General features: G+C 68.4%; 22 protein-coding genes. 15 read left to right on the top strand and 7 right to left on the bottom strand.

The features are described 5' to 3' along the window. The first annotated feature begins 99 nt into the window (after nucleotides 1–99). The 3 genes from Q0309_RS04580 to Q0309_RS04570 all read left to right on the top strand — a co-directional run bounded on the left by Q0309_RS04580 (nucleotide 100) and on the right by Q0309_RS04570 (nucleotide 1,568). Nucleotides 100–420, top strand: a complete 321-nt coding sequence (locus Q0309_RS04580; protein WP_299437935.1) for a BrnT family toxin — start codon at nucleotides 100–102, stop codon at nucleotides 418–420. Further along, nucleotides 359–661 carry a BrnA antitoxin family protein gene (locus Q0309_RS04575; protein WP_299437933.1) on the top strand — a complete coding sequence of 101 codons (303 nt, stop codon included), beginning with the start codon at nucleotides 359–361 and terminating at the stop codon, nucleotides 659–661. Before Q0309_RS04580 ends, Q0309_RS04575 begins: the two co-directional genes overlap by 62 nt. 109 nt (nucleotides 662–770) lie before the next feature. Continuing rightward, on the top strand, nucleotides 771–1,568 hold the full coding sequence (locus Q0309_RS04570) for a substrate-binding domain-containing protein (RefSeq protein ID WP_299437931.1): 798 nt from the start codon (nucleotides 771–773) through the stop codon (nucleotides 1,566–1,568). A 3-nt stretch (nucleotides 1,569–1,571) separates the two neighbouring features. Here Q0309_RS04570 and Q0309_RS04565 read toward each other — a convergent pair whose 3' ends face one another. The 3 genes from Q0309_RS04565 to Q0309_RS04555 form a co-directional block, all read right to left on the bottom strand. After that, entirely contained in the window at nucleotides 1,572–2,066 is a 495-nt protein-coding gene (locus tag Q0309_RS04565; RefSeq protein ID WP_299437929.1) for an RES domain-containing protein, read from the bottom strand. A 15-nt stretch (nucleotides 2,067–2,081) separates the two neighbouring features. Next, entirely contained in the window at nucleotides 2,082–2,435 is a 354-nt protein-coding gene (locus Q0309_RS04560) for an antitoxin Xre/MbcA/ParS toxin-binding domain-containing protein (protein WP_299437927.1), read from the bottom strand. A gap of 63 nt (nucleotides 2,436–2,498) precedes the next feature. Then, nucleotides 2,499–3,536 (bottom strand): polyprenyl synthetase family protein, encoded by a 1,038-nt coding sequence (locus tag Q0309_RS04555; protein WP_299437960.1) that lies wholly within the window; start codon nucleotides 3,534–3,536, stop codon nucleotides 2,499–2,501. Between the two features lie 194 nt (nucleotides 3,537–3,730). Between Q0309_RS04555 and Q0309_RS04550 the strand changes: the two genes are divergently transcribed. The 8 genes from Q0309_RS04550 to rpoN all read left to right on the top strand — a co-directional run bounded on the left by Q0309_RS04550 (nucleotide 3,731) and on the right by rpoN (nucleotide 11,238). Further along, nucleotides 3,731–3,961, top strand: a complete 231-nt coding sequence (locus Q0309_RS04550; RefSeq protein ID WP_299437925.1) for a DUF2007 domain-containing protein — start codon at nucleotides 3,731–3,733, stop codon at nucleotides 3,959–3,961. After that, a complete protein-coding gene (locus Q0309_RS04545) occupies nucleotides 3,958–4,764 on the top strand; it encodes a methyltransferase domain-containing protein (RefSeq protein ID WP_299437923.1) in 807 nt (268 codons plus the stop codon). Before Q0309_RS04550 ends, Q0309_RS04545 begins: the two co-directional genes overlap by 4 nt. Nucleotides 4,765–4,982: 218 nt before the next feature. Then, nucleotides 4,983–5,594, top strand: coding sequence for a ribonuclease D (locus Q0309_RS04540; RefSeq protein WP_299437921.1), 612 nt, complete (start codon nucleotides 4,983–4,985; stop codon nucleotides 5,592–5,594). A 443-nt stretch (nucleotides 5,595–6,037) separates the two neighbouring features. Continuing rightward, a complete protein-coding gene (locus Q0309_RS04535) occupies nucleotides 6,038–7,033 on the top strand; it encodes a KpsF/GutQ family sugar-phosphate isomerase (protein WP_299437919.1) in 996 nt (331 codons plus the stop codon). Nucleotides 7,034–7,131: 98 nt separating this feature from the next. Next, nucleotides 7,132–7,854, top strand: coding sequence for an LPS export ABC transporter periplasmic protein LptC (gene lptC, locus Q0309_RS04530; RefSeq protein ID WP_299437917.1), 723 nt, complete (start codon nucleotides 7,132–7,134; stop codon nucleotides 7,852–7,854). After that, nucleotides 7,851–8,765: a hypothetical protein gene (locus Q0309_RS04525; RefSeq protein ID WP_299437915.1), complete on the top strand. Its 915-nt coding sequence runs from the start codon at nucleotides 7,851–7,853 to the stop codon at nucleotides 8,763–8,765. Before lptC ends, Q0309_RS04525 begins: the two co-directional genes overlap by 4 nt. Before the next feature lie 62 nt (nucleotides 8,766–8,827). Further along, entirely contained in the window at nucleotides 8,828–9,610 is a 783-nt protein-coding gene (gene lptB / locus Q0309_RS04520) for an LPS export ABC transporter ATP-binding protein (RefSeq protein WP_299437959.1), read from the top strand. 86 nt (nucleotides 9,611–9,696) lie between these two features. Continuing rightward, the gene (gene rpoN, locus Q0309_RS04515) at nucleotides 9,697–11,238 is read left to right on the top strand and encodes an RNA polymerase factor sigma-54 (protein WP_299437913.1); all 1,542 of its coding nucleotides are present in this window, start codon (nucleotides 9,697–9,699) and stop codon (nucleotides 11,236–11,238) included. Between the two features lie 9 nt (nucleotides 11,239–11,247). Here the strand turns inward: rpoN and Q0309_RS04510 are convergent, their stop codons facing one another. Then, complete coding sequence (locus Q0309_RS04510; RefSeq protein WP_299437911.1) at nucleotides 11,248–11,913, bottom strand: cation transporter; 666 nt, start codon at nucleotides 11,911–11,913, stop codon at nucleotides 11,248–11,250. Nucleotides 11,914–12,002: 89 nt separating this feature from the next. Here Q0309_RS04510 and Q0309_RS04505 point away from each other — a divergent pair, with 89 nt between their 5' ends. After that, nucleotides 12,003–12,431 (top strand): helix-turn-helix domain-containing protein, encoded by a 429-nt coding sequence (locus Q0309_RS04505; RefSeq protein WP_299437909.1) that lies wholly within the window; start codon nucleotides 12,003–12,005, stop codon nucleotides 12,429–12,431. Here Q0309_RS04505 and Q0309_RS04500 read toward each other — a convergent pair. Together Q0309_RS04500 and Q0309_RS04495 are read right to left on the bottom strand one after the other, a co-directional pair. Next, on the bottom strand, nucleotides 12,413–12,745 hold the full coding sequence (locus Q0309_RS04500; RefSeq protein WP_299437907.1) for a DUF1318 domain-containing protein: 333 nt from the start codon (nucleotides 12,743–12,745) through the stop codon (nucleotides 12,413–12,415). The two genes, Q0309_RS04505 and Q0309_RS04500, sit on opposite strands and share 19 nt — an antisense overlap. A gap of 61 nt (nucleotides 12,746–12,806) precedes the next feature. Continuing rightward, on the bottom strand, nucleotides 12,807–13,061 hold the full coding sequence (locus Q0309_RS04495; protein ID WP_299437905.1) for a YnbE family lipoprotein: 255 nt from the start codon (nucleotides 13,059–13,061) through the stop codon (nucleotides 12,807–12,809). 227 nt (nucleotides 13,062–13,288) lie between these two features. Here Q0309_RS04495 and Q0309_RS04490 point away from each other — a divergent pair, with 227 nt between their 5' ends. Beyond that, the gene (locus tag Q0309_RS04490) at nucleotides 13,289–14,920 is read left to right on the top strand and encodes a calcium-binding protein (protein ID WP_299437903.1); all 1,632 of its coding nucleotides are present in this window, start codon (nucleotides 13,289–13,291) and stop codon (nucleotides 14,918–14,920) included. Between the two features lie 80 nt (nucleotides 14,921–15,000). On the opposite strand, the gene Q0309_RS04485 is transcribed toward Q0309_RS04490, so the two are convergent. Beyond that, complete coding sequence (locus Q0309_RS04485) at nucleotides 15,001–15,213, bottom strand: DUF3553 domain-containing protein (protein WP_299437901.1); 213 nt, start codon at nucleotides 15,211–15,213, stop codon at nucleotides 15,001–15,003. A 232-nt stretch (nucleotides 15,214–15,445) separates the two neighbouring features. On the opposite strand from Q0309_RS04485, the gene Q0309_RS04480 reads away from it, so the two are divergent. Both Q0309_RS04480 and Q0309_RS04475 read left to right on the top strand, forming a co-directional pair. Beyond that, a complete protein-coding gene (locus tag Q0309_RS04480) occupies nucleotides 15,446–16,087 on the top strand; it encodes a histidine phosphotransferase family protein (RefSeq protein ID WP_299437899.1) in 642 nt (213 codons plus the stop codon). 229 nt (nucleotides 16,088–16,316) lie between these two features. Continuing rightward, entirely contained in the window at nucleotides 16,317–19,154 is a 2,838-nt protein-coding gene (locus Q0309_RS04475; protein ID WP_299437897.1) for a chemotaxis protein CheW, read from the top strand. The last annotated feature ends 18 nt before the right edge of the window (nucleotides 19,155–19,172 follow it).

Here is a 19,172-nt window from a genome sequence, read left to right as displayed (position 1 = left end):
ATGGTACTCCTTGCTTCAATGAGGCCGGGGCACGACTGCCCCGGATACGCGGGACAAACGAAATGGATGAACGACCCTCATTGAAAGCGGGAGAACGGCATGATCGAGACCGACTGGCTCGGATTCGAATGGGATGAGCGCAAGGAAACGGCGAACATTGAAAGACGCGGCCTTCCCTTTACTGAAGGCGCGGCCGTGTTTCAAGGGTTCGTACAGATCCGCCGGGATGACAGACACGACTACGGAGAGGATCGGTTCCTTGCCATTGGCGAGGCGAAGGGTAGAATTCTCACCGTAGTGTTCACGATCCGGCCGGAGGGTATCTGCCGCATTATTTCCGTCCGCCAAGCGAGGAAAGATGAACGAGCGCATTATCAGGAAGAGTTGGGACGACATCAAGCCGCGTCAGGAAATCCTTGATGCCCTCGACGATGTCACGGACGAGGACATCGAACGCGACATTCGCGAAGACCCGGATGTCGCGCCGATCCTGGACGAGGCGTGGTTCCGCGACGCCGAACTGGTTCCGCCGCGCAAGATGCCGGTCTCGTTGCGGCTCGACCCGGACATCCTGGCGTTCTTCAAGAGCCAGGGGCCGGGTTATCAGACCCGCATCAACGCCGTGCTGCGGCGGTACATGGAAGCGATACAAGGGCAGTGAACCTCGCGCTTTGGGTTGAGTCTGCATCGCACCGACGACGGGCGCGTGGTGTTTCGCTATGATGCCGTCCACCTGGGTTTCGACCTCACCACCACTCGGAGGCCGCACGATGCCGTCTTCGCGCTCCCTCTCCCGCCGCGCGCTGTTGTGGGTCGCCAGCGGCGCGGCCCTCGCCCTGGGGACGCGACCGACCGGGGCACGCGCCCAAACCGGAACCGCCGTCTACGCCGATCCATCCCTGAAAGCGGCCCTGCAGACCCTTCTGCCGCACCTGCAGGAGACCGCCGGGGCCTCTCTGATCCTCCAGTTCGGCGACGTGTCCGGGGCGCTTTCGCATGACAGCCGGCTGCTCCACGACGTCGTCATCGTCGTCGGCGCCGGCAACATGGCGCGGCTGGTGGAGATCGGCCAGGTGGAGCCACCCACGGATCTGGTGATCAGTGGCTTGGCGCTGGTGGCGGCCCTTGACCGCCCCGGCCCGGATGCCGTGACGCGCGGCATGGACCTGACAGAGTGGGTGGACCGCCGCCACCGGCTGGCGGTCATCGATCCGGAGCGCAATGCCCTGGGGGAAACCAGCTTGCAGGCTTTGCGCGCGATCGGCTGGGATGAAGGGGTTTCAAGGCGCGTGACCCTGGCGCCCACGCCGGGCACCGTGCTCGATTGGGTGGCCCACGGCGAGGCCGCCCTGGGCGTGGCCCTGGCCAACACGGCGCGCCGGGACGGTCGCGTGCGTTTCGTCGGGCCGTTCCCGCCCGAGACCCATCCACCGGTGCGGGTTCAGGTCGCGGTGCGGGCCGGCACGCCGGTTGATGCCCCGGCGCGGGCCGTCGTCCATGCCCTGTATGGGGAGGCGGCGCGGACCGCGTTCCTGACCGACGGGTTGTCGCCCCAGGTGGCGCGGTGAGCGTCATCCCAGGCGATGGGCGTCGTCGACCAGCAACAGCCGCGTCGGTAGATCCGGTCCCCAGGTCCAGAGGACGATGTTCCGGTCCTCCGCTCCAGCACCTTTTGCGAAAGACCGGACGTGCAGTCCGGCATAGCCCAGGTGTTTGAGCTGTTCCGCCAAGCGCTGTGTTGGCGCCGTGCCCTCCTGCTGCATCCTGGCCCGCCAGTCGTCGGAAGAAAGGTCGGCACCAGCAACACCCAAGGCGGCCAACGCGGCGGCATCCGTTGCGTCAAAAATCGGGGCGATGTCGGCGTCGTAGGCGACCAGCGTTGTGGGCTGCAGCGTGCCGATCTGGTTCGCCTCTCGAATGGCGGTCATCACGCTGCGGCTTGTGTAAAGGGCAGCCATGCCTTTCGGGTTGAAGCGTCCGCCGTACCGCCGCGCGCCTTCCCCTGAGAGGGGCTGTCGGGCGTGGATCGGGTTGATCGCTCGGTACAGAAGCCCTTGATACCGCATCGGCCTTGACCGGCATCAGGCATGAACACCGGCGTCGACCGCGTCAATATAGTCCATGACATCGGCCGCGCGGCCTTCCTGTACCAAATGCATGGCGGTCATGCCGTCGAAACCAGCCAACGGTTCCGAGCGGTACCAGGCGTAGGCGACGAGCGCGGAGCCGAACCGAGGTTCGACCCGATTCAGGATTTCAACCATTTCCCGAAGGCGCTTCTGAGTCTTCGAACTCTGGATCCGACTGGTGCGCATCAGGGCATCGCGCCCAAGACCCACGGTCTGCGCGACCTCTTCCTTCGTGGTTCGAAGGGTGGCCGCGATCAGGGTTGGGGCGAAGCAGCCATCCTGAGCAAGCGTTTCGATGCGCACCACGGCCTCCACATCATATGACACAATATAGCGTCACGATGCGTGGCCTTCAAGAATCGCAGCCGCTCAGTACGCCCGCTCGACGCTGAAATCGACGATCTCGGTCATGATGCGCCTGATCTCGCTGTCGGGGAAGGGATCCAGCGCGCGGCGCGCCGCCTCGGCGTACTCGTGCGCGTGGCGCACCGTCTCCTTCAGGCTGCCGTACTTGTCCAGCAGCGTCATGGCGTGTGCCAGATCGGCCTCGGCCTCGTCGTCGCTGAACTCCTGGTCTTCCAGGCAGCGCTTCCAGAACTCCCGTTCCTCGTCGTCGGCCTGCGAGATGGCGTGGATGACCGGCAGGGTCAGCTTGCCGTCGCGGAAGTCGTCGCCGATGGCCTTGCCGAGTTCCGCCTCGCGTGCCGAGTAGTCCAGATAGTCGTCGGCGATCTGGAAGGCCACGCCCAGGTTTCGGCCGTAGGCCTCCAGGGCGGCCTTTTCCTCTTCCGGGCGCTCGGCCACCACGCCGCCAACGCGGGCGGCGGCGGCGAACAGCGCGGCGGTCTTGGATTCGACCACCTGCAGGTAGGCGGGAACGTCCGTTTCGATGTTGTTGGCCGTCAGGAGCTGATGGATCTCGCCCTCGGAGATCGTCGCGCAGGCCCGGGCCATGATGCCCATCACCTCCAGCGAGCCGTCGTCGACCATCAGTTCGAACGAGCGCGCGAACAGGAAGTCGCCCACCAGCACGCTGGGCTTGTTGCCCCACAGGGCGTTGGCCGTGTCGCGGCCGCGCCGCATGTCGCTTTCGTCGACCACGTCGTCATGCAACAGGGTGGCGGTGTGCACGAACTCAATACAAGCGGCCAGTTCGATGTGCCGGTCGCCCTCGTACCCGACCAGCTTGGCCGCGCCCAGGGTCAGCAGCGGGCGCAGGCGCTTGCCGCCGGCGCTGATCAGGTGGGCGGCCAGTTGCGGGATCAGGGCGATCGGGCTGTGCATCCGATCGATGATGGCCTGATTGACTCGCTGCAGGTCGTCGCCGACCAGATCAAGAAGGGCGTCGAGAGCGGTCTTGCCGTCCGGGCGGGCGGCGGCGGGTGCGGAAGAGGACTCGTTCACGATGGCGACCACGCTGCGGGACAATCGGGGGAGCGGGCCGCGTCGGGGTTGACGGGCCGGCTGGGGCGACGGGAGCATAGGGTCGGCCCCGAAGCGGGGTCAAGCGCGTTGGCGCCCGTCTCGACTCACGTTGGGCGGGCGGGGCGGCGCGGCAAGGACCGGCGGTCAATGGTGAGCGCTCATCAGGGAGGAAACGCATGGACGGCCTGCGCGAACTGACCGTGGTCGAGGACCCGGTGTTTCTGTCCTATCTGGTGTCGTGCCTGCGGGCGGAGGGCATCGAACCGGCGGTGCTCGACCACCACACCAGCGCCGCGCTGGGCGGCGCCGTGGCCCTGGTGCGGGCGCGGGTGTGGGTGGCGGCGGATCGCTTCGAGCGGGCGCGCTGGGTGCTGGCCCAGGCCACCGAGGGCGAGGGCGGCGCGTGACGGTCGAGGAGACGGCCATTCTCGGCGGAAGCGTGCGCCTGCTGCAGCCGGTTCGCGGGTATCGCGTGGCCATGGATCCGGTTCTGCTGGCGGCGGCGGTGCCGCTGGACGGGCCGGGCCGGGTGGCGCGCGTTCTGGACGCCGGCCTGGGCACCGGCGCGGCGGCGCTGTGCCTGCTGGCCCGCGCGCCGGAGACGCTGCGGGTGGACGGGTTGGAGATCGATCCGGACATGGCGGCGCTGGCGGCCCGCTCGGCGGACCTGAATGGCCTGGGCGGGCGCCTGTCGGTGACGCGCGGCGACCTGATGGCACCGGCGGAGGCGATGGCCCCCGGCCCCTTCGACGTGGTCCTGACCAACCCACCGTATGAGGAGGCCGGCACTCGGCCACCCGACCCGGGCCGCGCCGGCGCCCACGCGGCGACGGTGCCGCTGGCGCGCTGGGTCGGTGCCTGCCTCGCGCGGCTGCGGCCCAAGGGCCGGCTGGTGGTCATCCACCGCGCCGACCGGCTGGACGCCCTGCTGGCGGCGCTGTCCGGACACGCCGGCGATGTCGAGGTGATCCCGCTGTGGCCCGGGGCCGATCGCGACGGCGTGGCGCGGCCGGCCCGGCGGGTGATCGTGCGGGCGCGGCGCGGGGTGCGGGGCGGCGCCACGCTGTGGCCGGGCTTGGTGCTGCACACGGCGGACGGCGCCCACACCCCGGCGGCCGAGGCGGTCCTGCGCGACGGCGCGACGCTGGACGCGGTCATGGCCGCGCCGTCCGAACCGAGCGACCAATTCGGCCTTGATCCGGCTGGTTGACGGTGCTACACCCGACGCCGCTTTGGACGGCAGGGTCTAACGCGCTGATATTCCTTGGCGAAAGGCCGCCGGGCGGATATCCCTCGGACGATGCCAGCCCCTGCGTGAGCGCGGATGGCGCGCCAGACGACAGACGCCGCCCGGTCCGCGCCGATCGGGAGTCCGGCGTTTTTTTGTGCGTGGTCCGCGCGGACCACGGCAGGCGAGGGAACGAGGTGATGGCCCAGATCATCCTGCACGATGGCGATCTGTCGCCCGATGTGACGTTCGCCGGCAGCGTGGCCGTCGATACCGAGACCATGGGCCTCCACTTGTGGCGCGACCGCCTGTGCCTGGTGCAGTTGTCGGCCGGCGACGGCGTGTGTCACCTGGTGCGGATCCACCCCGGGACCCCGGCGCCGGGGCTGGCCGCCCTGATGGCGGACCCGGACCGCGAAAAGATCTTCCACTACGCCCGCTTTGACGTGGCGGTGATGCTGCGCCGCCTGGGCGTGGTGACGGCGCCCATCTACTGTACGAAAATCGCCTCGCGCCTGTGCCGCACCAACACCGACGCGCACGGCCTGCGCAGCCTGTGCAAGGACCTGCTGGGGATCGAGATCTCGAAGCAGATGCAGTCGTCCGACTGGGGCGCGCCGACGCTCTCGCCCGAACAGATGGACTACGCGGCCAACGACGTGCTGTACCTGCACCGCCTGCGCGAGACCCTCGACACCATGCTGGAGCGCGAAGGCCGCATGGACCTGGCCCGGGCGTGCTTCGGCTTCGTGCCGCACCGCGCCGCCCTGGACGTGGCCGGATGGGCCGATCAGGACATCTTCGACCACTGAACTTTCTTGTGGACCTGAGACGGCGTTTTTTTTAACGGCTTCGGTACCGGGGTGCATGACAGACCTCCACTTACGGCAGGGCGATTCGATTACACCAGCCCTTCTTTGCTCCTTAGGGCAACCTATCTTACGAATACACACTTCGTCATTGCGAGGAGCGAAGCGACGAAGCAATCCAGGGCGGATATTTGCGTTTTTCGCCCTGGATTGCTTCACCCTCGTCTGGCGACGAGGGTTCGCAATGACGGATCATGAAACCGCGTGGGCGAACGCTCCCCGCACAGGCGGAGATGACCTGTGAACACAAGAGGCGGCAAGGGTAGGGCGTTCCGACAACATCCGCCGCTGGCGGCCGGATCGCCCCCTGGATCGGAAAACGACGACCGCAGACCCCAAAAGTTAAGGTGCCTGACCCTGCCGGCCGGGCTGGAGATCACCGTTTCATGACACCCTCGCCGCTCGAAACCACGCCCGACGTCCTCTCCGCCGCCCTGGTGTCGGCGCGGCGGGTTTTGCGCGAGGAACGGGATGCGCTCGACGCGCTGGCCGAATCGCTCGGCCCGGACTTCAACGAGGCCGTCCGCCAGTTGCTCGCCTGCAAGGGGCGCGTGACCGTTACCGGCATGGGCAAGAGCGGCCACGTGGCCCGCAAGATCGCCGCCACCCTGGCCTCGACCGGCACCCTGGCGCAGTTCGTCCACCCGGGCGAGGCCAGCCATGGCGACCTGGGCATGATCGGCCGCGACGACGCGGTGGTGGCGCTGTCAAACTCCGGCGACACGCCCGAGCTGGAGGACATCGTCGCCTACACGCGGCGTTTCGGAATTCTGCTGGTCGCCATGACGCGCCGCGCCGACAGCGCGCTCGCCCAGGCCGCCGACGTGGCGCTGGTGCTACCGCCGCACGGCGAGGCCTGCCCGCTCGGCCTGGCCCCGACCACCTCCACCACCTTGATGATGGCCCTGGGCGACGCCCTGGCGGTCGCCCTGCTGGAGGCGCGCGGCTTCACCGCGCACGATTTCCAGGTGTACCATCCCGGCGGCCGGCTGGGCCGGGCGCTGCTGCGGGTGCGCGACCTGATGCACACGGGCGACGAGGTGCCCCTGGTGGCCGGCGAGACGCCCATGTCGAAGGCGCTGATCGAGATGTCGCGCAAGGGGTTCGGCTGCGCCGGCATCGTCGACGAGGCCGGGCACCTAGTCGGGATCATCACCGACGGCGACCTGCGCCGCCACATGGCGCCGGATCTGGTGCAGCGGAGCGCCGCCGCGATCATGACCCGCGACCCCCGCAGCGTCGCGCCGGACGCGCTGGCGGTGGAGGCCCTGCGGGTCATGAACAGTGGCGATCGCCCCATCACGAGCCTTTTCGTGGTGGAATCGGGCCGGCCTGTGGGCTTTATTCATATGCATGATCTGTTGCGGGCGGGCGTTGACTAGATCAGCATGGCCCCCAGATCACCGATCGGCCCGGTGCGGCAGGCGGCGCGCGTGCGCGGCCCGCGCGGGGGCGCCGACGGACGCGAGATGACGCGGCGATGAAACTGGATCGTTTACACAGACCGTCTTCCCTGGTCGACACGGCTTCGGCCCCCACCTCCCCGGCGGCGCGGCCGGGCGAGGTCCGGGGCCATGGCGCCGGCAAGCCCGAGTCCGTGCACAAGGCCATGAAATACTCGCGGTTTGTGCGGCTCATGAAGCTGCTGCTGCCCAGCGTGGCGCTGGTGCTGGTGGGTCTGGTCCTGGCGTGGCCGCAGATCCGCTCGCAGGCCGAGCGCCTGGCCGTGAGCATGACCGGCCTGGATCCGCGCCAGGCCAGCCCGCGCACCCTGGTCAATCCACGCTTCCATGGCGTGGACACCAAGAACCAGCCCTACACCCTGGTCGCCGCCACGGCGGTGGAGCAGGCCGGGAACCCCGACCAGGTTGCTCTCCAGCAGCCGCAGGGAGACATCGCCCTGGAGACCGGCCAATGGCTGGCGGTGCGCGGCGACGCCGGCTTGTACTCCAAGGTCGAGCGCACGCTGGACCTGGACGGCAACGTGGTCCTCTACCGGGACGACGGTTTCGAGTTCCACACGCGGACGGCGCAGGTGGACTTGACAACGAACAACGCCTGGGGCGCCGACCCGGTGAGCGGCCAGGGGCCGGACGGCGAGATCGTCGCCGGCGGATTCGAGATCGTGGACGGTGGGCGCGTCGTGGTCTTCACGGGGCAGACGCATCTGGTGCTGACCGAGGGCGGAGACATCGCGCCATGATGCATGTCGGGCGCGGCATCGCGGTTGCCCTCTTGCTGGCCCCCCTGTTGGTCCCCCTGTTGGTCACGGCCGGCGCGCCGGCGGCCTGGGGCCAGGGGGCCACCGTTGGGGCGGGCGACGCGCCGATCGAGGTGTTCTCCGACGACGGCATCGAGTGGCGCCGCGACGAAAACATGTACATCGCCCGGGGCAACGCCGTCGCCATCCAGGACGAGGACCGGGTGCGGGGCGACGTCCTGGTGGCGCACTACCGCGAGACCGCCGACGGCGGCACCGAGATCTGGCGCATGGAGGCGCGCGGCAACGCGCGCATCGAGACCCCGGGCCAGACCGTCACGGGCGCCACCGCCGTCTACGAGGTGGACACCGGCATTCTTGTGGTGCGCGGCGGTCCGTTGCGCATGGAAACGGAGAGCGAGACCGTCACCGCCTCCGAGAGCCTGGAATACTGGTCGGGCGAGCGCATGGCGGTGGCGCGCGGTGACGCCCGCGTGGTGCGCGCCAACGGCGATACGGTCGACGCCGACGTGCTGACCGGCTACTTCGCCAACGACGATGCCGATCCGGGGACCGGGGACGCCGATCAAGGCGACGCGCCAGGGGGCCACGGGCTGGAGCGCATGGAAGCCTTCGGCGGCGTGATCATCACCACGGCGCAGGAGGTTGTGCGGGGCGACCGCGCGGTCTATGACGTGGCGGCCGGCGTCGCCACGGTTGACGGCGACGTGACCATTTCGACCGAGACGGATCAGTTCGCCGGCGAACGTGCCGTCATGGACCTGAACACCGGCGTCAGCACGCTCCGGGGCGGCGGCGACGACGACTCCCGCGCCCGGGCGTTGATCGCGCCGCAGCGTCCTGACAACGGGGCCGACGACGACGCTCCGGAGGCGGAGTCCGGCGCCGACTGACCGGTGGGCGGCGTGGGGCGACACGACCGCCCGCAGCCAGGGAGGACCGAGTGCAAGGTCTGATGGAACGCGCCGAGGACTGGGCGGAGCCGGCCCTGGAGCATCCCGGGGCGGTGGCCCAGCACGGGACGCTGCAGGCCGAGAGCCTGGGCAAGCAGTACCGGCGGCGCCCCATCCTTCAGGACGTCTCCCTGCACGTCCGGCGCGGCGAGGTGGTCGGCCTGCTGGGTCCCAACGGCGCCGGCAAGACCACCTGTTTCTATTGCGTGACGGGGCTGGTGATGCCCGATTCGGGGCGCATCCTGCTCGACGGGCAGGACGTGACGCCGCTGCCCATGTACCGGCGCGCCCGCCTGGGCGTCGGCTATCTGCCGCAGGAGGCCTCCATCTTCCGGGGCCTGACGGTCGAGGGCAACCTGCGGGCGGTGCTGGAGGTGACCGAGCGCAACCCCGATGTACGCGACGAGATGGTGGCGAGCCTGCTGGCCGAGTTCTCCATCTCGCATCTGCGCCACACGCCGGCCTTGGCGTTATCCGGCGGCGAGCGGCGCCGGGTCGAGATCGCCCGCGCCCTGGCCACCCGGCCGACCTTCATCCTGCTCGACGAGCCGCTGGCCGGCATCGATCCCATCGCCGTCGGCGACATCCGCGACCTGGTGGCGCACCTGAAGGACCGGGGCCTCGGCGTTCTGATCACCGATCACAATGTGCGCGAAACCCTCGACATCGTGGACCGGGCCTACATTCTTCACGAAGGCCGCGTTATGATGGAGGGGCGCCCGTCGGAGATCGTCGCCCACGAGGGTGTCCGGCGGGTGTATTTGGGAGAACGCTTCAGTCTTTAGGGCCGGGTCCGTGATCGGTACGGGCCGGCCGGTTTGGCCGACGGGCGGTCCCGAGCACCGTTGGCATGACATGAGGGTTGGTGGACATGGTCCTGGCACCGCGGCTTGATCTTCGGCAGGCGCAAAGCCTGGTGATGACACCGCAATTGCAGCAGGCCATCAAGCTGCTGCAGATGTCCAACATCGACCTGTCCACCTATGTCGAGCAGGAGTTGGAACGCAACCCGCTGCTGGAGCGGGACGAACGCGCCGATTTCGTGGCCCCGGCGGCGCGCGCCGAGGATCGCGCCGACGCCGACGCGGCCGTGGTGGTGGACCGCGGCGCCGGTGAGGGCGCCGACGGTCCCTCGCCCCTGGATCAGGACTACAACACCGACCGCGACGAGGCCGGCGCCGGCGACATGGCGGCGGCCGCCGACGGCGCCGGCGGGCTGGACGCGCTGGGGCTCGGCATGGGGGCCTGGGGCGGCGGCGGGGGCGGCGCCCACGACTTCGGCGAGGACACCCGCGACCTGGAGGAAACCCTCAGCCGCCCGGCGTCGCTGCGCGAGCACCTGGACGCGCAGATGGCGGTGGACCTGACCGACCCCGTCGATCGCATGATCGGAACCCACCTGGTGGGCCACCTGGACGCCTGCGGCTATCTGGCCGTGTCGGTCGAGGAGGCGGCGCTGGCGCTGGGCGTGCCCGTGTCCCGGGTCGAGGCCGTGCTGGCCCGGATGCAGGCGCTGGATCCGCCGGGGCTGTTCGCCCGCTCGCTGAAGGAATGCCTGGCCCTGCAACTGGCCGACCGGAATCGTCTCGACCCGGCCATGGTGGCGCTGCTCGACCATCTGGAGCTGCTGGGGCGGCGCGACCTGCCGGCGTTGATGAAGGTCTGCGGCGTCGACGCCGAGGATCTGCGCGACATGATCGCCGAGATCCGCGCGCTCGATCCCAAACCGGCCCTGGCGTTCGAGGGCGAGCCGATTCGCACCGTCGTCCCCGATGTGGTCATGCGCCCCAACCCCGAGGGCGGCTGGCTGGTCGAGTTGAACAGCGACACTCTGCCCCGGGTGCTGGTCAACCGCCGCTATCTGGCCCGCGTGCAGCCGTCGGCCAAGGGCGACAAGGCGGTGCGGGCCTTCCTGGGCGAGCAGATGCAGAACGCCAACTGGCTGGTCAAGGCGCTCGACCAGCGGGCCACGACCATCATCAAGGTGGCCGCCGAGATCATCCGCCAGCAGGACGCCTTTCTGGAACTCGGCCTGCCCGGTCTGCGGCCGCTCATCCTGCGCGACGTGGCCAACGCCATCGGGATGCACGAAAGCACCGTCAGCCGTGTGACCAGCAACAAGTACATCGCCACGCCGCGCGGGCTGTTCGAGTTGAAATACTTTTTCACCCAGGCGATCAACAGCAGCGCCGGCGGCGAGGCCCATTCGGCCGAGGCGGTGCGCGCGCGCATCAAGGCGCTGATCGACGCCGAGCCGCCCAAGGGCGTGCTGTCGGACGACCGCATCGTCGCCATCCTGCGCGCCGAGGGCGTCGACATCGCCCGGCGCACCGTCGCCAAGTACCGCGAAGGGATGCGCATCCCGTCGTCGGTGCAGCGTCGGCGGGAAAAGGCGGCGCTGGCGAGCGGGTGATCTGGTGACCTACTCCGCCGCCGTGGGCTGTGCGGCGGCGCCCGCCTCCAGGCCGCATGACGCCGCCTCCCGCCGCTCGGCCAGGGCGCGGCGGATGATCTGCACCGACGACGTCAGGAACAGCCCGGCCAGCACCGACGCCACCACCAGGTCCGGCCAGTGCGTGCCGGTGTAGGCCACAAGGCCGCCGGCCGCGATCACGCCCAGGTTGCCGATGGCGTCATTGCGACTGCACAACCAGACCGAACGCACGTTGGCGTCGCCCTCGCGGAACCGGATCAGCAGCAGCACAGAGGCCACGTTGGCGGCGAAGGCCAGCACGCCGATGGTACTCATGACCGCCGCGTCGGGCTGCGCCAGCACGAACACCCGGTACAGGCTGGCCCCCAGGATCACGGCGGCCATCACGGCGAGGCTCAAACCCTTCAGCAACGCCGCCGTCGCCCGCGTGCGCAGCGACATCCCGATCACCGCCAGCGACAGGCCATAGGTGACGCTGTCGCCCAGGAAATCGAGCGCGTCGGCCTTCAGGGCCATGGACTGGGCCCAGATGCCGCTCGTCATCTCGACGCCGAACATCGTCGCGTTGATGGCGATCACCGCCAACAGCACCCGCCGATAGGCGCGCGAAACGCCCTCGAACCGTGTTTTTTGGGAACAGTCGCAGCCGGCCATCGGATCTCTCTTTTGCGCTCTTGAAACTCACTCGCGGATCCACACGATGGATCCTCGAGTCACTCGAGCTTCAAGGGAAAAGTGGCCCCATGAACATCGGCACCGTGGCCCGCTTGACGGGCACCAAGGTCGACACGGTGCGCTACTACGAGCGCATCGGCCTGCTGCCGACGCCGGCGCGGACCGGCGGCAACCAGCGCGTCTACGACCGGGAGCACCTGCGCCGGCTCGCGTTCGTGCGCGGCGCGCGGCGGCTGGGCTTCACGCTGGACGAGGTGCGGGAGTTGATCGCGCTGGGCGGCGAGGCCGACCGGCCATGCACCGACATCCACGCGGTGGCCACGCGCCACCTGCTGGCGGTGGACGAGAAGATCGCCCACCTGCACCGGCTGCGCGACGAGTTAGCCCAGTTGATGGAACAGTGCGAGGGCGGAGTGGTGGAACGCTGTGGCGTATTGGAATCCCTACCCCAGGCCACCGTGGCCGAGGCCGGGCCGGATCAGGGGCAGCCGCCGTAGCGCCCCTGCAGCTTCTCGCCGGAGACCACGCGCACCTGTTCGACCGTGGTGTTGGTCTCCCGCGCCAGCCGCTCGTAGGTCGCCAGCCGCTCCTGGTTGATCGTGTTCACCTTTTGGTTGACAGACGGGTCGGAGCTGAGGGCGCGCAAGAGGCCGTCCGGCCGCTCGCACACCGCGTTGCTGGCCCGTAGCTGGTCCAGGCTCTGCGCCGCCGCCGGCGCGGCGGCCAGCGTGCCCGCCACCAGCACCACGCCGGCCCACTCGACAAGAGACCGCGCGCTGTGCCGTGTCATGGTGACCAGGCGGTGCATCATGGGTCGCCTCCCTCTCACGTCCCTCTGTTGGGCACCCCACTCTCGGGCGCGATCGTCCCGATCAGAAGATGTCCGGGTTCTTGCTCAGCACGTCCTCGACGCCCTTTTCCAGGCGCACACGGACGTCCTGTTCGATTTTGACGTTCAGGTTGATGACGATGGGCTTGTCCGGTGCCTCGACCTTTACGCTCGGCTGGCAGGCCGTCACAGCCAATGCAAGTAGAGCGCCCGCCCCCGCCGTCACGACGCCAGATCGGGTGGAGCGGTTGCCGGACCGGCCAAACAATCCGCTCGCGACCCGTCGGAACGCTGCCATTTCGTGCCTCATGCCGTGCTTGACCCGTGCAATGCCTGTCGCGGGGCGCCGTCCGGGGACTGTCGCCCACATGCTGACGCCATTCAAGACGCCGAATGTGGCAGCGCCGGGGCGGGGCATCGACTGTGGCTGCGGCCGATCGTAACGTCCGGTTAAGTGGGCGCCGCTACACTGCCGAGACCTGGGACGTGGGTCCGAAAGGGTTTGCAAGGTCAAGGGGATGTCCGATGAGCCGCGATTTGTTCGATGAGGCCTATTACCTGGAGCAGAACGAGGATGTGGCGGCATCGGGTTGGGATCCCTACGAACACTTCATGACCTACGGATGGAATGAAGGCCGCAAGCCGAACCCCTTTTTTGATCCCGCGTATTACCTGGACAAGAACCAGGACGTTGAAGAGGCCGGCGTCAATCCCCTGACTCACTTCGCCATGTACGGCGTCAACGAGCTGCGCAACCCCAGCCCGTTTTTCAACACGCGCACCTATCTCGTGAACAGCACCGATCTGGCCGGGACCGGCATCAACCCGCTCAAGCATTTCCTTGAGTACGGCTATGCCGAGGGACGGGTGGCGAGCCCGCTGTTCGACGCGGCATACTATCTCGCCACCTACAGCGACGTGGCGGCGGCCGGCGTCAATCCGTACCAGCATTTCATCGAAAACGGGCAGTATGAGCTGCGCAATCCCAGCGCCTCTTTCAGTTCAAGCGGGTATGCCACCGCCAACCCGGAGGCGATCGTCAGCGGCTATTCGCCCTTCGAGCACTACCTGCAGATCGGCGAGGACGCGGGCCTGACGGCACCACCGGCCGAAAACGGCGGCACCGGGCAAGGCGGCACCAGCGGGGACGACAGCCTGCAAGGCACCGCCGAGGCCGATACGCTGAGCGGCGGTGCCGGCAACGACGATCTGATCGGCCAGGAGGGCGACGACTCCCTGGATGGCGGCACGGACAACGACTCCCTCGACGGCGGCGCCGGCAACGACACGCTGGTGGGGGGCGATGGGGACGACGTCCTGCTGGGCGGCGAGGGTGACGACGTGGTGACCGGCGGCGACGGCGCCGACCAGATCGAGGGCGGCGCCGGCAACGACAGCCTCGACGGCGGCGCCGGCGTGGACGAGGTGGACGGCGGCGCCGGAGACGACACGCTGGTCGGTGGCGAGGGCAACGACACCCTGGTCGGCGGCGCCGGCAACGACCGGATGGAGGGCGGCGAAGGCGCCGACTCCCTGATCGGCGCGGACGGCGCGGACACGATGCTCGGCGGCGCCGGCGCCGATGCCCTGGACGGTCAGGGCGGCGACGATTCCCTGTCCGGCAACACCGGCGCCGATTCTCTGACCGGCGGCACTGGCAATGACAGCCTTTACGGCGGCGCGGACAACGACACCCTGGAGGGCGACGCCGGCGACGACGTCCTATCGGGCGCGGAAGGGGCCGACAGCCTGAGCGGCGGCGCGGGCAACGATACCCTGGACGGCGGGTTCGACGACGATGTCATCGCCGGCGGGGCCGGCAACGATTCCCTGAGCGGCGGCCTGGGCAACGATGTGTTCGCCTTCAGCGAATACGGCGACGCAGACACGATCACCGACTTCGGCAACGGAACTGATTTGGTCAGGCTGGACGCGGCAACGTTCGCCAGCCTGACCGGCACCTTCACCAACGACTTCGCCTCTGTCGCCGACCAGACGGCGAGAGACGCGGTCGACACGGCGGGAACCGCGAAATACCTCATCTACCAGGAAGACGAGGGCGAACTGTATTACAACGCGGATGACGCTGTCGCGGACCTGTCCCTGATCGGCACGTTCAACACCGCCCTGACCAGCGACGATTTCGAACTGGTGTGAGCGCGATGGCGGCCGAACCCCAACCACGGCGCGCGCGTCGCCGTGCGGCCCCGCATCCGCGTCCGGCCTTCAGCCGGGCCTCAGGTGCGGGGCGGCCGCGCGTCCTCGATGACATCCAGGTTCACCGCGTGGGCGTTCAGGACCTGCTTGCCGGTGTTCTCGAAGTTCACCGTCACGCGCGGGCCGACCACCGACTGGACCTGCCCCCGGCCCCAGTCCGGCTGAGCCGGCAGGCGGACCCAGGCCCCCGGAGTGACGATATCGCAATCGAGCATCATCGTGTCTGGGGCCATGGTAAGGTCTCCTTTGGTGGTGCGACACCTCCGGCCTGGCGGCGATCCCGCCGAGGGTGGTCCAAGCCGGCGCGAAAAACGTCTCCCTTTTGTCACATAGCGCACACAGCCCGGCAATACCACCCCACAAAAGTCAGGTATACCAAGCCGCTCCCTTATTCCCCCGCCACGCCGCCGCCGGCCCGTTAATCCAAGGGTCTTCGACCACGGTCTTCGAAAGGTCAGAACCATCATGCCCGATCGCGATGCCGTGCTGCTGGCCCAGGCCCTGTGTTCCCGGTTGTGCCACGACCTGGCCGGGCCGCTGGGGGCCATCGGCTCCGGGGCGGAATTGCTGGAGGAGGACGCCGGGGAAACGGACGGAGAGATCATCGACCTGCTCAGCCGCAGCGCGGCCGCCGCATCGGGCCGCTTGCGGGTGTGCCGCGCCCTGCTGGGACAGCCGACGAGTCGCAGCCACGATCCCACCGAGGCTCGCGGCGTCCTTACCGAGCATCTGGCGATGGGAAGCGGTTCGCACGCGCCCGAGCTGTCCTGGCGCGTCAGCGCGAGCGGTCCGGATGAGCGGGTCCGGCCGATGGTTCAGGTGCTGCTGACCCTGACCGTCGTGGCCCTGGAAGCCATGCCCCGGCACGACCGGATCGCCGTGAACGGCACCCTGCCGGGCACCTGCGACATTCAGGTCTCCGGCGCCGCGCCGGTGCGCCAGCCGCCGTTGGAGGCCCTGGCGGCGGGCCTGGACAATCGTGCATTGATTTCTGACCCGCGCAACATCATGGGGTATTATGCCGGATTGCTGGCTCACGACCTGGGCGCGAGGGTCCGGGTTGAGTCGCTACCGGGGACACTCCATGTATCCCTCCACACACCATAGTCTTCCGAGCATGGCGTCGGGCGGGTTCCCCGTGCTGGCGCGTTCAGGTCTTTTTGGCGAAAAGGAATACGTCTGCTGCCCAACGGATATACACACTGGCGCCTGTTTCCCGCTCTGTCTTCATGCTATACAAGCGGGGTCAAGACTTCGCGCATGAATGCGGAGTGGGGGTGTGTCGCCGTGATCCGGGTTGGCAGGCGAGCGCCGGCACAGCAGGGGAGAAGCCACCATGGATGATCTGCTCAGTGAATTCCTGACCGAAACGTCGGAAAGCCTGGCCACGCTGGACGTTGAATTGGTCCATCTGGAGCAGAACCCGAACGATCGCGACATTCTGTCCAACATCTTCCGGCTGGTGCACACCATCAAGGGGACTTGCGGGTTCCTCGGTCTGCCGCGTCTGGAAACCCTGGCCCATTCGGGCGAGAACGTGCTGGGCAAGTTCCGCGACGGTGAACTGGAGGTCACCCCCGAGGCGGTGACGGTGATCCTGCACACCATCGACCGCATCAAGGACATCCTGACGCACCTGGAGCAGACCGAAAGCGAACCCCCGGGCGAGGATCAGGACCTGAAATCGAAGCTCGCCGCGCTGGCCGAGGGCAAGTCCGCCGCCGAGGCGGACCCGGCGCCCGCCGAGGCGCCCGCCGCGCCCGAGCCGGCCGAGGCGGCCTCCACCGGGTCCGGACCGCACCTGGACGCCAACGGGTTCCCGGTCGCCGCCGAACTGCTGGCCGAGGTCGAGGAGGCCATCAGCCAGGGCAAGCGCGCGGCAACCGAGGCGGAACTGGCCGCCGAACTGGCCGCCGAGGCCGAACGCGAACGCGCCGCCGAGGCCGCCAAGGCGAGCATCCCCGCCGACGAGGAGCGCAAGGCCGCCGAGGCGGCCTCGGCCCAAAGTGGAAAGCCGAAGGCCGAGTCGAAAGCCTCCGTCCCGGCGCCCACCGCACAGCCGGACGGTGACGGCGCGCGCAAGGAATCGGTCGCGGCGCAAAGCATCCGCGTCAACGTCGAGTTGCTGGAAAAGCTGATGACCCTGGTCTCGGAGCTGGTGCTGACCCGCAACCAGTTGCTCCAGATGGTCCGTGGCAGCGACGACTCGGAATTCGCGGCCCCCCTGCAACGCCTGTCGCACATCACATCCGACCTTCAGGAAGGGGTGATGAAGACCCGGATGCAGCCGATCGGCAATGCCTGGGCCAAGCTGCCGCGCATCGTGCGCGATCTGGCCCAGGAAATGGGCAAGAAGATCGACCTGCAGATGTACGGCGCCGACACCGAGCTCGACCGCCAGGTGCTGGAGTTGATCAAGGACCCGCTGACCCACATGGTCCGCAACTCCGGCGACCACGGTCTGGAGAACGCCGACGAACGCCTGTCCGTGGGCAAGCCGGAGGTGGGCGTCATCAAGCTGAACGCCTATCACGAGGGCGGTCACATCATCATTGAAATCTCGGATGACGGGCGCGGCCTGAACATCAAGAAGATCAAGGACAAGGCCATCGCCAACGGCCTGGCCAGCGAGGCCGAGGTCGAGGCCATGAGCGATCAGCAGATCGCCCAGTTCATCTTCCGCGCCGGCCTGTCCACCGCCGAGAAGGTCACCAGCGTCTCCGGGCGCGGCGTCGGCATGGACGTGGTGCGCACCAACATCGAGCAGATCGGCGGCACCGTCGAACTGAAGACCTGGCCGGGCAAGGGATCGACCTTCATCATCAAGATCCCGCTGACGCTGGCCATCGTCTCCGGCCTGATCGTCGAAAGCGCCGGCGAACGCTTCGCCATCCCGCAGATCTCGGTGCTCGAACTGGTGCGCGTCACCGAGAAGTCCGACACGCGCATCGAACGCATCAACCGCGCCCCGGTGCTGCGGCTGCGGGATCGCCTGTTGCCGCTGGTGTCCCTCGCCGTGCTGCTGCGCCTGGACGAGGAACGCGACAGCCTGGAGGAAGAGGTCAAGGGCCAGGAGGAGACCTTCATCGTCGTCACCCAGGTCGGCACCTACAGCTTCGGCATCATCGTCGACCGCGTGTTCGACACCGAGGAAATCGTCGTCAAGCCGGTGGCGCCGATCCTGCGTCACATCAGCATGTTCTCCGGCAACACCATCCTCGGCGATGGCAGCGTCATCATGATCCTGGACCCCAACGGCATCGCCGGCGCGACGGGCGAGAGCACCATCGGCAGCGGCGCCGCCGCCGAGTCCGTGGCCGCGCGCGAGGGCCGGGGCGCCGAGGACACCACATCGCTGCTGATCTTCCGCGCCGGCTCGAACGAGCGCAAGGCGGTGCCGCTGGGGCTGGTGGCGCGTCTTGAGGAGATCGAGGTCGAGAAGGTCGAGTACAGCTACGGCAAGCCGCTGGTGCAGTATCGCGGCGAACTGATGCCGCTGATCGGTGTCGACGGCATGATGGGCATGAAGACCGAGGGCCGCCAGCCGGTGCTGGTGTTCTCCGACCGCGAGCGGTCCATGGGCCTGATGGTCGACGAGATCGTCGACATCGTCGAGGAACATCTCAAGGTCGAACTGAAGGCCGAGCAGATGGGCGTCATCGGCACGGCCGTCCTCAACGGCAAGTCCACCGACATCATCGACACCGGCTATTACCTCACCCAGGCGTTCGGCGACTGGTTCGGCAGCATCGAAAGCAGCACCGGGCGCCGGCCGACGAGTGGGCGTGCCCTGCTGCTGGTGGACGACAGCGCCTTCTTCCGCAACCTGCTGACACCGCTGCTGTCGGCCGCCGGGTTCAACGTCACCGCCGTGGCCAGCGCGCCGGAGGCGCTGGACCTGCGCGAGCGCGGTGCGCGCTTCGATGCCATCATCAGCGACATCGAAATGCCGGAGATGGACGGCTTCGAGTTCGCCGTGGCCGTGCGACAGACGCCCGACTGGGCGGCCACGCCGCTGGTGGCGCTGTCCTCGCACGCCACCGAGAGCGATCTGGAAAAGGGGCGCGAGGCCGGCTTCGACGACTACGTGGCCAAGTTCGACCGCGACGCGCTGCTGGTCTCGCTGCAACAGCTCATCACCGAGCACCAGATGCGCTCGCCCGAGGAGGCGTGACGGGGCGGGCGAGGGATC

Origin of the sequence: uncultured Rhodospira sp. (assembly GCF_937138205.1) — a bacterium.
In the GTDB taxonomy this organism is placed as follows: domain Bacteria; phylum Pseudomonadota; class Alphaproteobacteria; order Rhodospirillales; family Rhodospirillaceae; genus Rhodospira.
The sequence above is the reverse complement of the archived record's forward strand: the minus strand, read 5'-3'. Positions and strand labels throughout refer to the sequence as shown.

What these genes read in the sequence shown, in the direction of transcription:
- Q0309_RS04525 (WP_299437915.1), top strand. Translation starts at nt 7,851, where the DNA reads ATGATGCATGTCGGGCGCGGCATCGCGGTTGCCCTCTTGCTGGCCCCC.
- Q0309_RS04540 (WP_299437921.1), top strand. Translation starts at nt 4,983, where the DNA reads ATGGCCCAGATCATCCTGCACGATGGCGATCTGTCGCCCGATGTGACG.
- Q0309_RS04580 (WP_299437935.1), top strand. Translation starts at nt 100, where the DNA reads ATGATCGAGACCGACTGGCTCGGATTCGAATGGGATGAGCGCAAGGAA.
- Q0309_RS04500 (WP_299437907.1), bottom strand. Translation starts at nt 12,745, where the DNA reads ATGATGCACCGCCTGGTCACCATGACACGGCACAGCGCGCGGTCTCTT.
- Q0309_RS04570 (WP_299437931.1), top strand. Translation starts at nt 771, where the DNA reads ATGCCGTCTTCGCGCTCCCTCTCCCGCCGCGCGCTGTTGTGGGTCGCC.
- Q0309_RS04485 (WP_299437901.1), bottom strand. Translation starts at nt 15,213, where the DNA reads ATGGCCCCAGACACGATGATGCTCGATTGCGATATCGTCACTCCGGGG.
- Q0309_RS04575 (WP_299437933.1), top strand. Translation starts at nt 359, where the DNA reads ATGAACGAGCGCATTATCAGGAAGAGTTGGGACGACATCAAGCCGCGT.
- Q0309_RS04535 (WP_299437919.1), top strand. Translation starts at nt 6,038, where the DNA reads ATGACACCCTCGCCGCTCGAAACCACGCCCGACGTCCTCTCCGCCGCC.
- Q0309_RS04475 (WP_299437897.1), top strand. Translation starts at nt 16,317, where the DNA reads ATGGATGATCTGCTCAGTGAATTCCTGACCGAAACGTCGGAAAGCCTG.
- Q0309_RS04565 (WP_299437929.1), bottom strand. Translation starts at nt 2,066, where the DNA reads ATGCGGTATCAAGGGCTTCTGTACCGAGCGATCAACCCGATCCACGCC.
- rpoN (WP_299437913.1), top strand. Translation starts at nt 9,697, where the DNA reads ATGGTCCTGGCACCGCGGCTTGATCTTCGGCAGGCGCAAAGCCTGGTG.
- Q0309_RS04505 (WP_299437909.1), top strand. Translation starts at nt 12,003, where the DNA reads ATGAACATCGGCACCGTGGCCCGCTTGACGGGCACCAAGGTCGACACG.
- lptB (WP_299437959.1), top strand. Translation starts at nt 8,828, where the DNA reads ATGGAACGCGCCGAGGACTGGGCGGAGCCGGCCCTGGAGCATCCCGGG.
- lptC (WP_299437917.1), top strand. Translation starts at nt 7,132, where the DNA reads ATGAAACTGGATCGTTTACACAGACCGTCTTCCCTGGTCGACACGGCT.
- Q0309_RS04510 (WP_299437911.1), bottom strand. Translation starts at nt 11,913, where the DNA reads ATGGCCGGCTGCGACTGTTCCCAAAAAACACGGTTCGAGGGCGTTTCG.
- Q0309_RS04480 (WP_299437899.1), top strand. Translation starts at nt 15,446, where the DNA reads ATGCCCGATCGCGATGCCGTGCTGCTGGCCCAGGCCCTGTGTTCCCGG.
- Q0309_RS04495 (WP_299437905.1), bottom strand. Translation starts at nt 13,061, where the DNA reads ATGGCAGCGTTCCGACGGGTCGCGAGCGGATTGTTTGGCCGGTCCGGC.
- Q0309_RS04490 (WP_299437903.1), top strand. Translation starts at nt 13,289, where the DNA reads ATGAGCCGCGATTTGTTCGATGAGGCCTATTACCTGGAGCAGAACGAG.
- Q0309_RS04550 (WP_299437925.1), top strand. Translation starts at nt 3,731, where the DNA reads ATGGACGGCCTGCGCGAACTGACCGTGGTCGAGGACCCGGTGTTTCTG.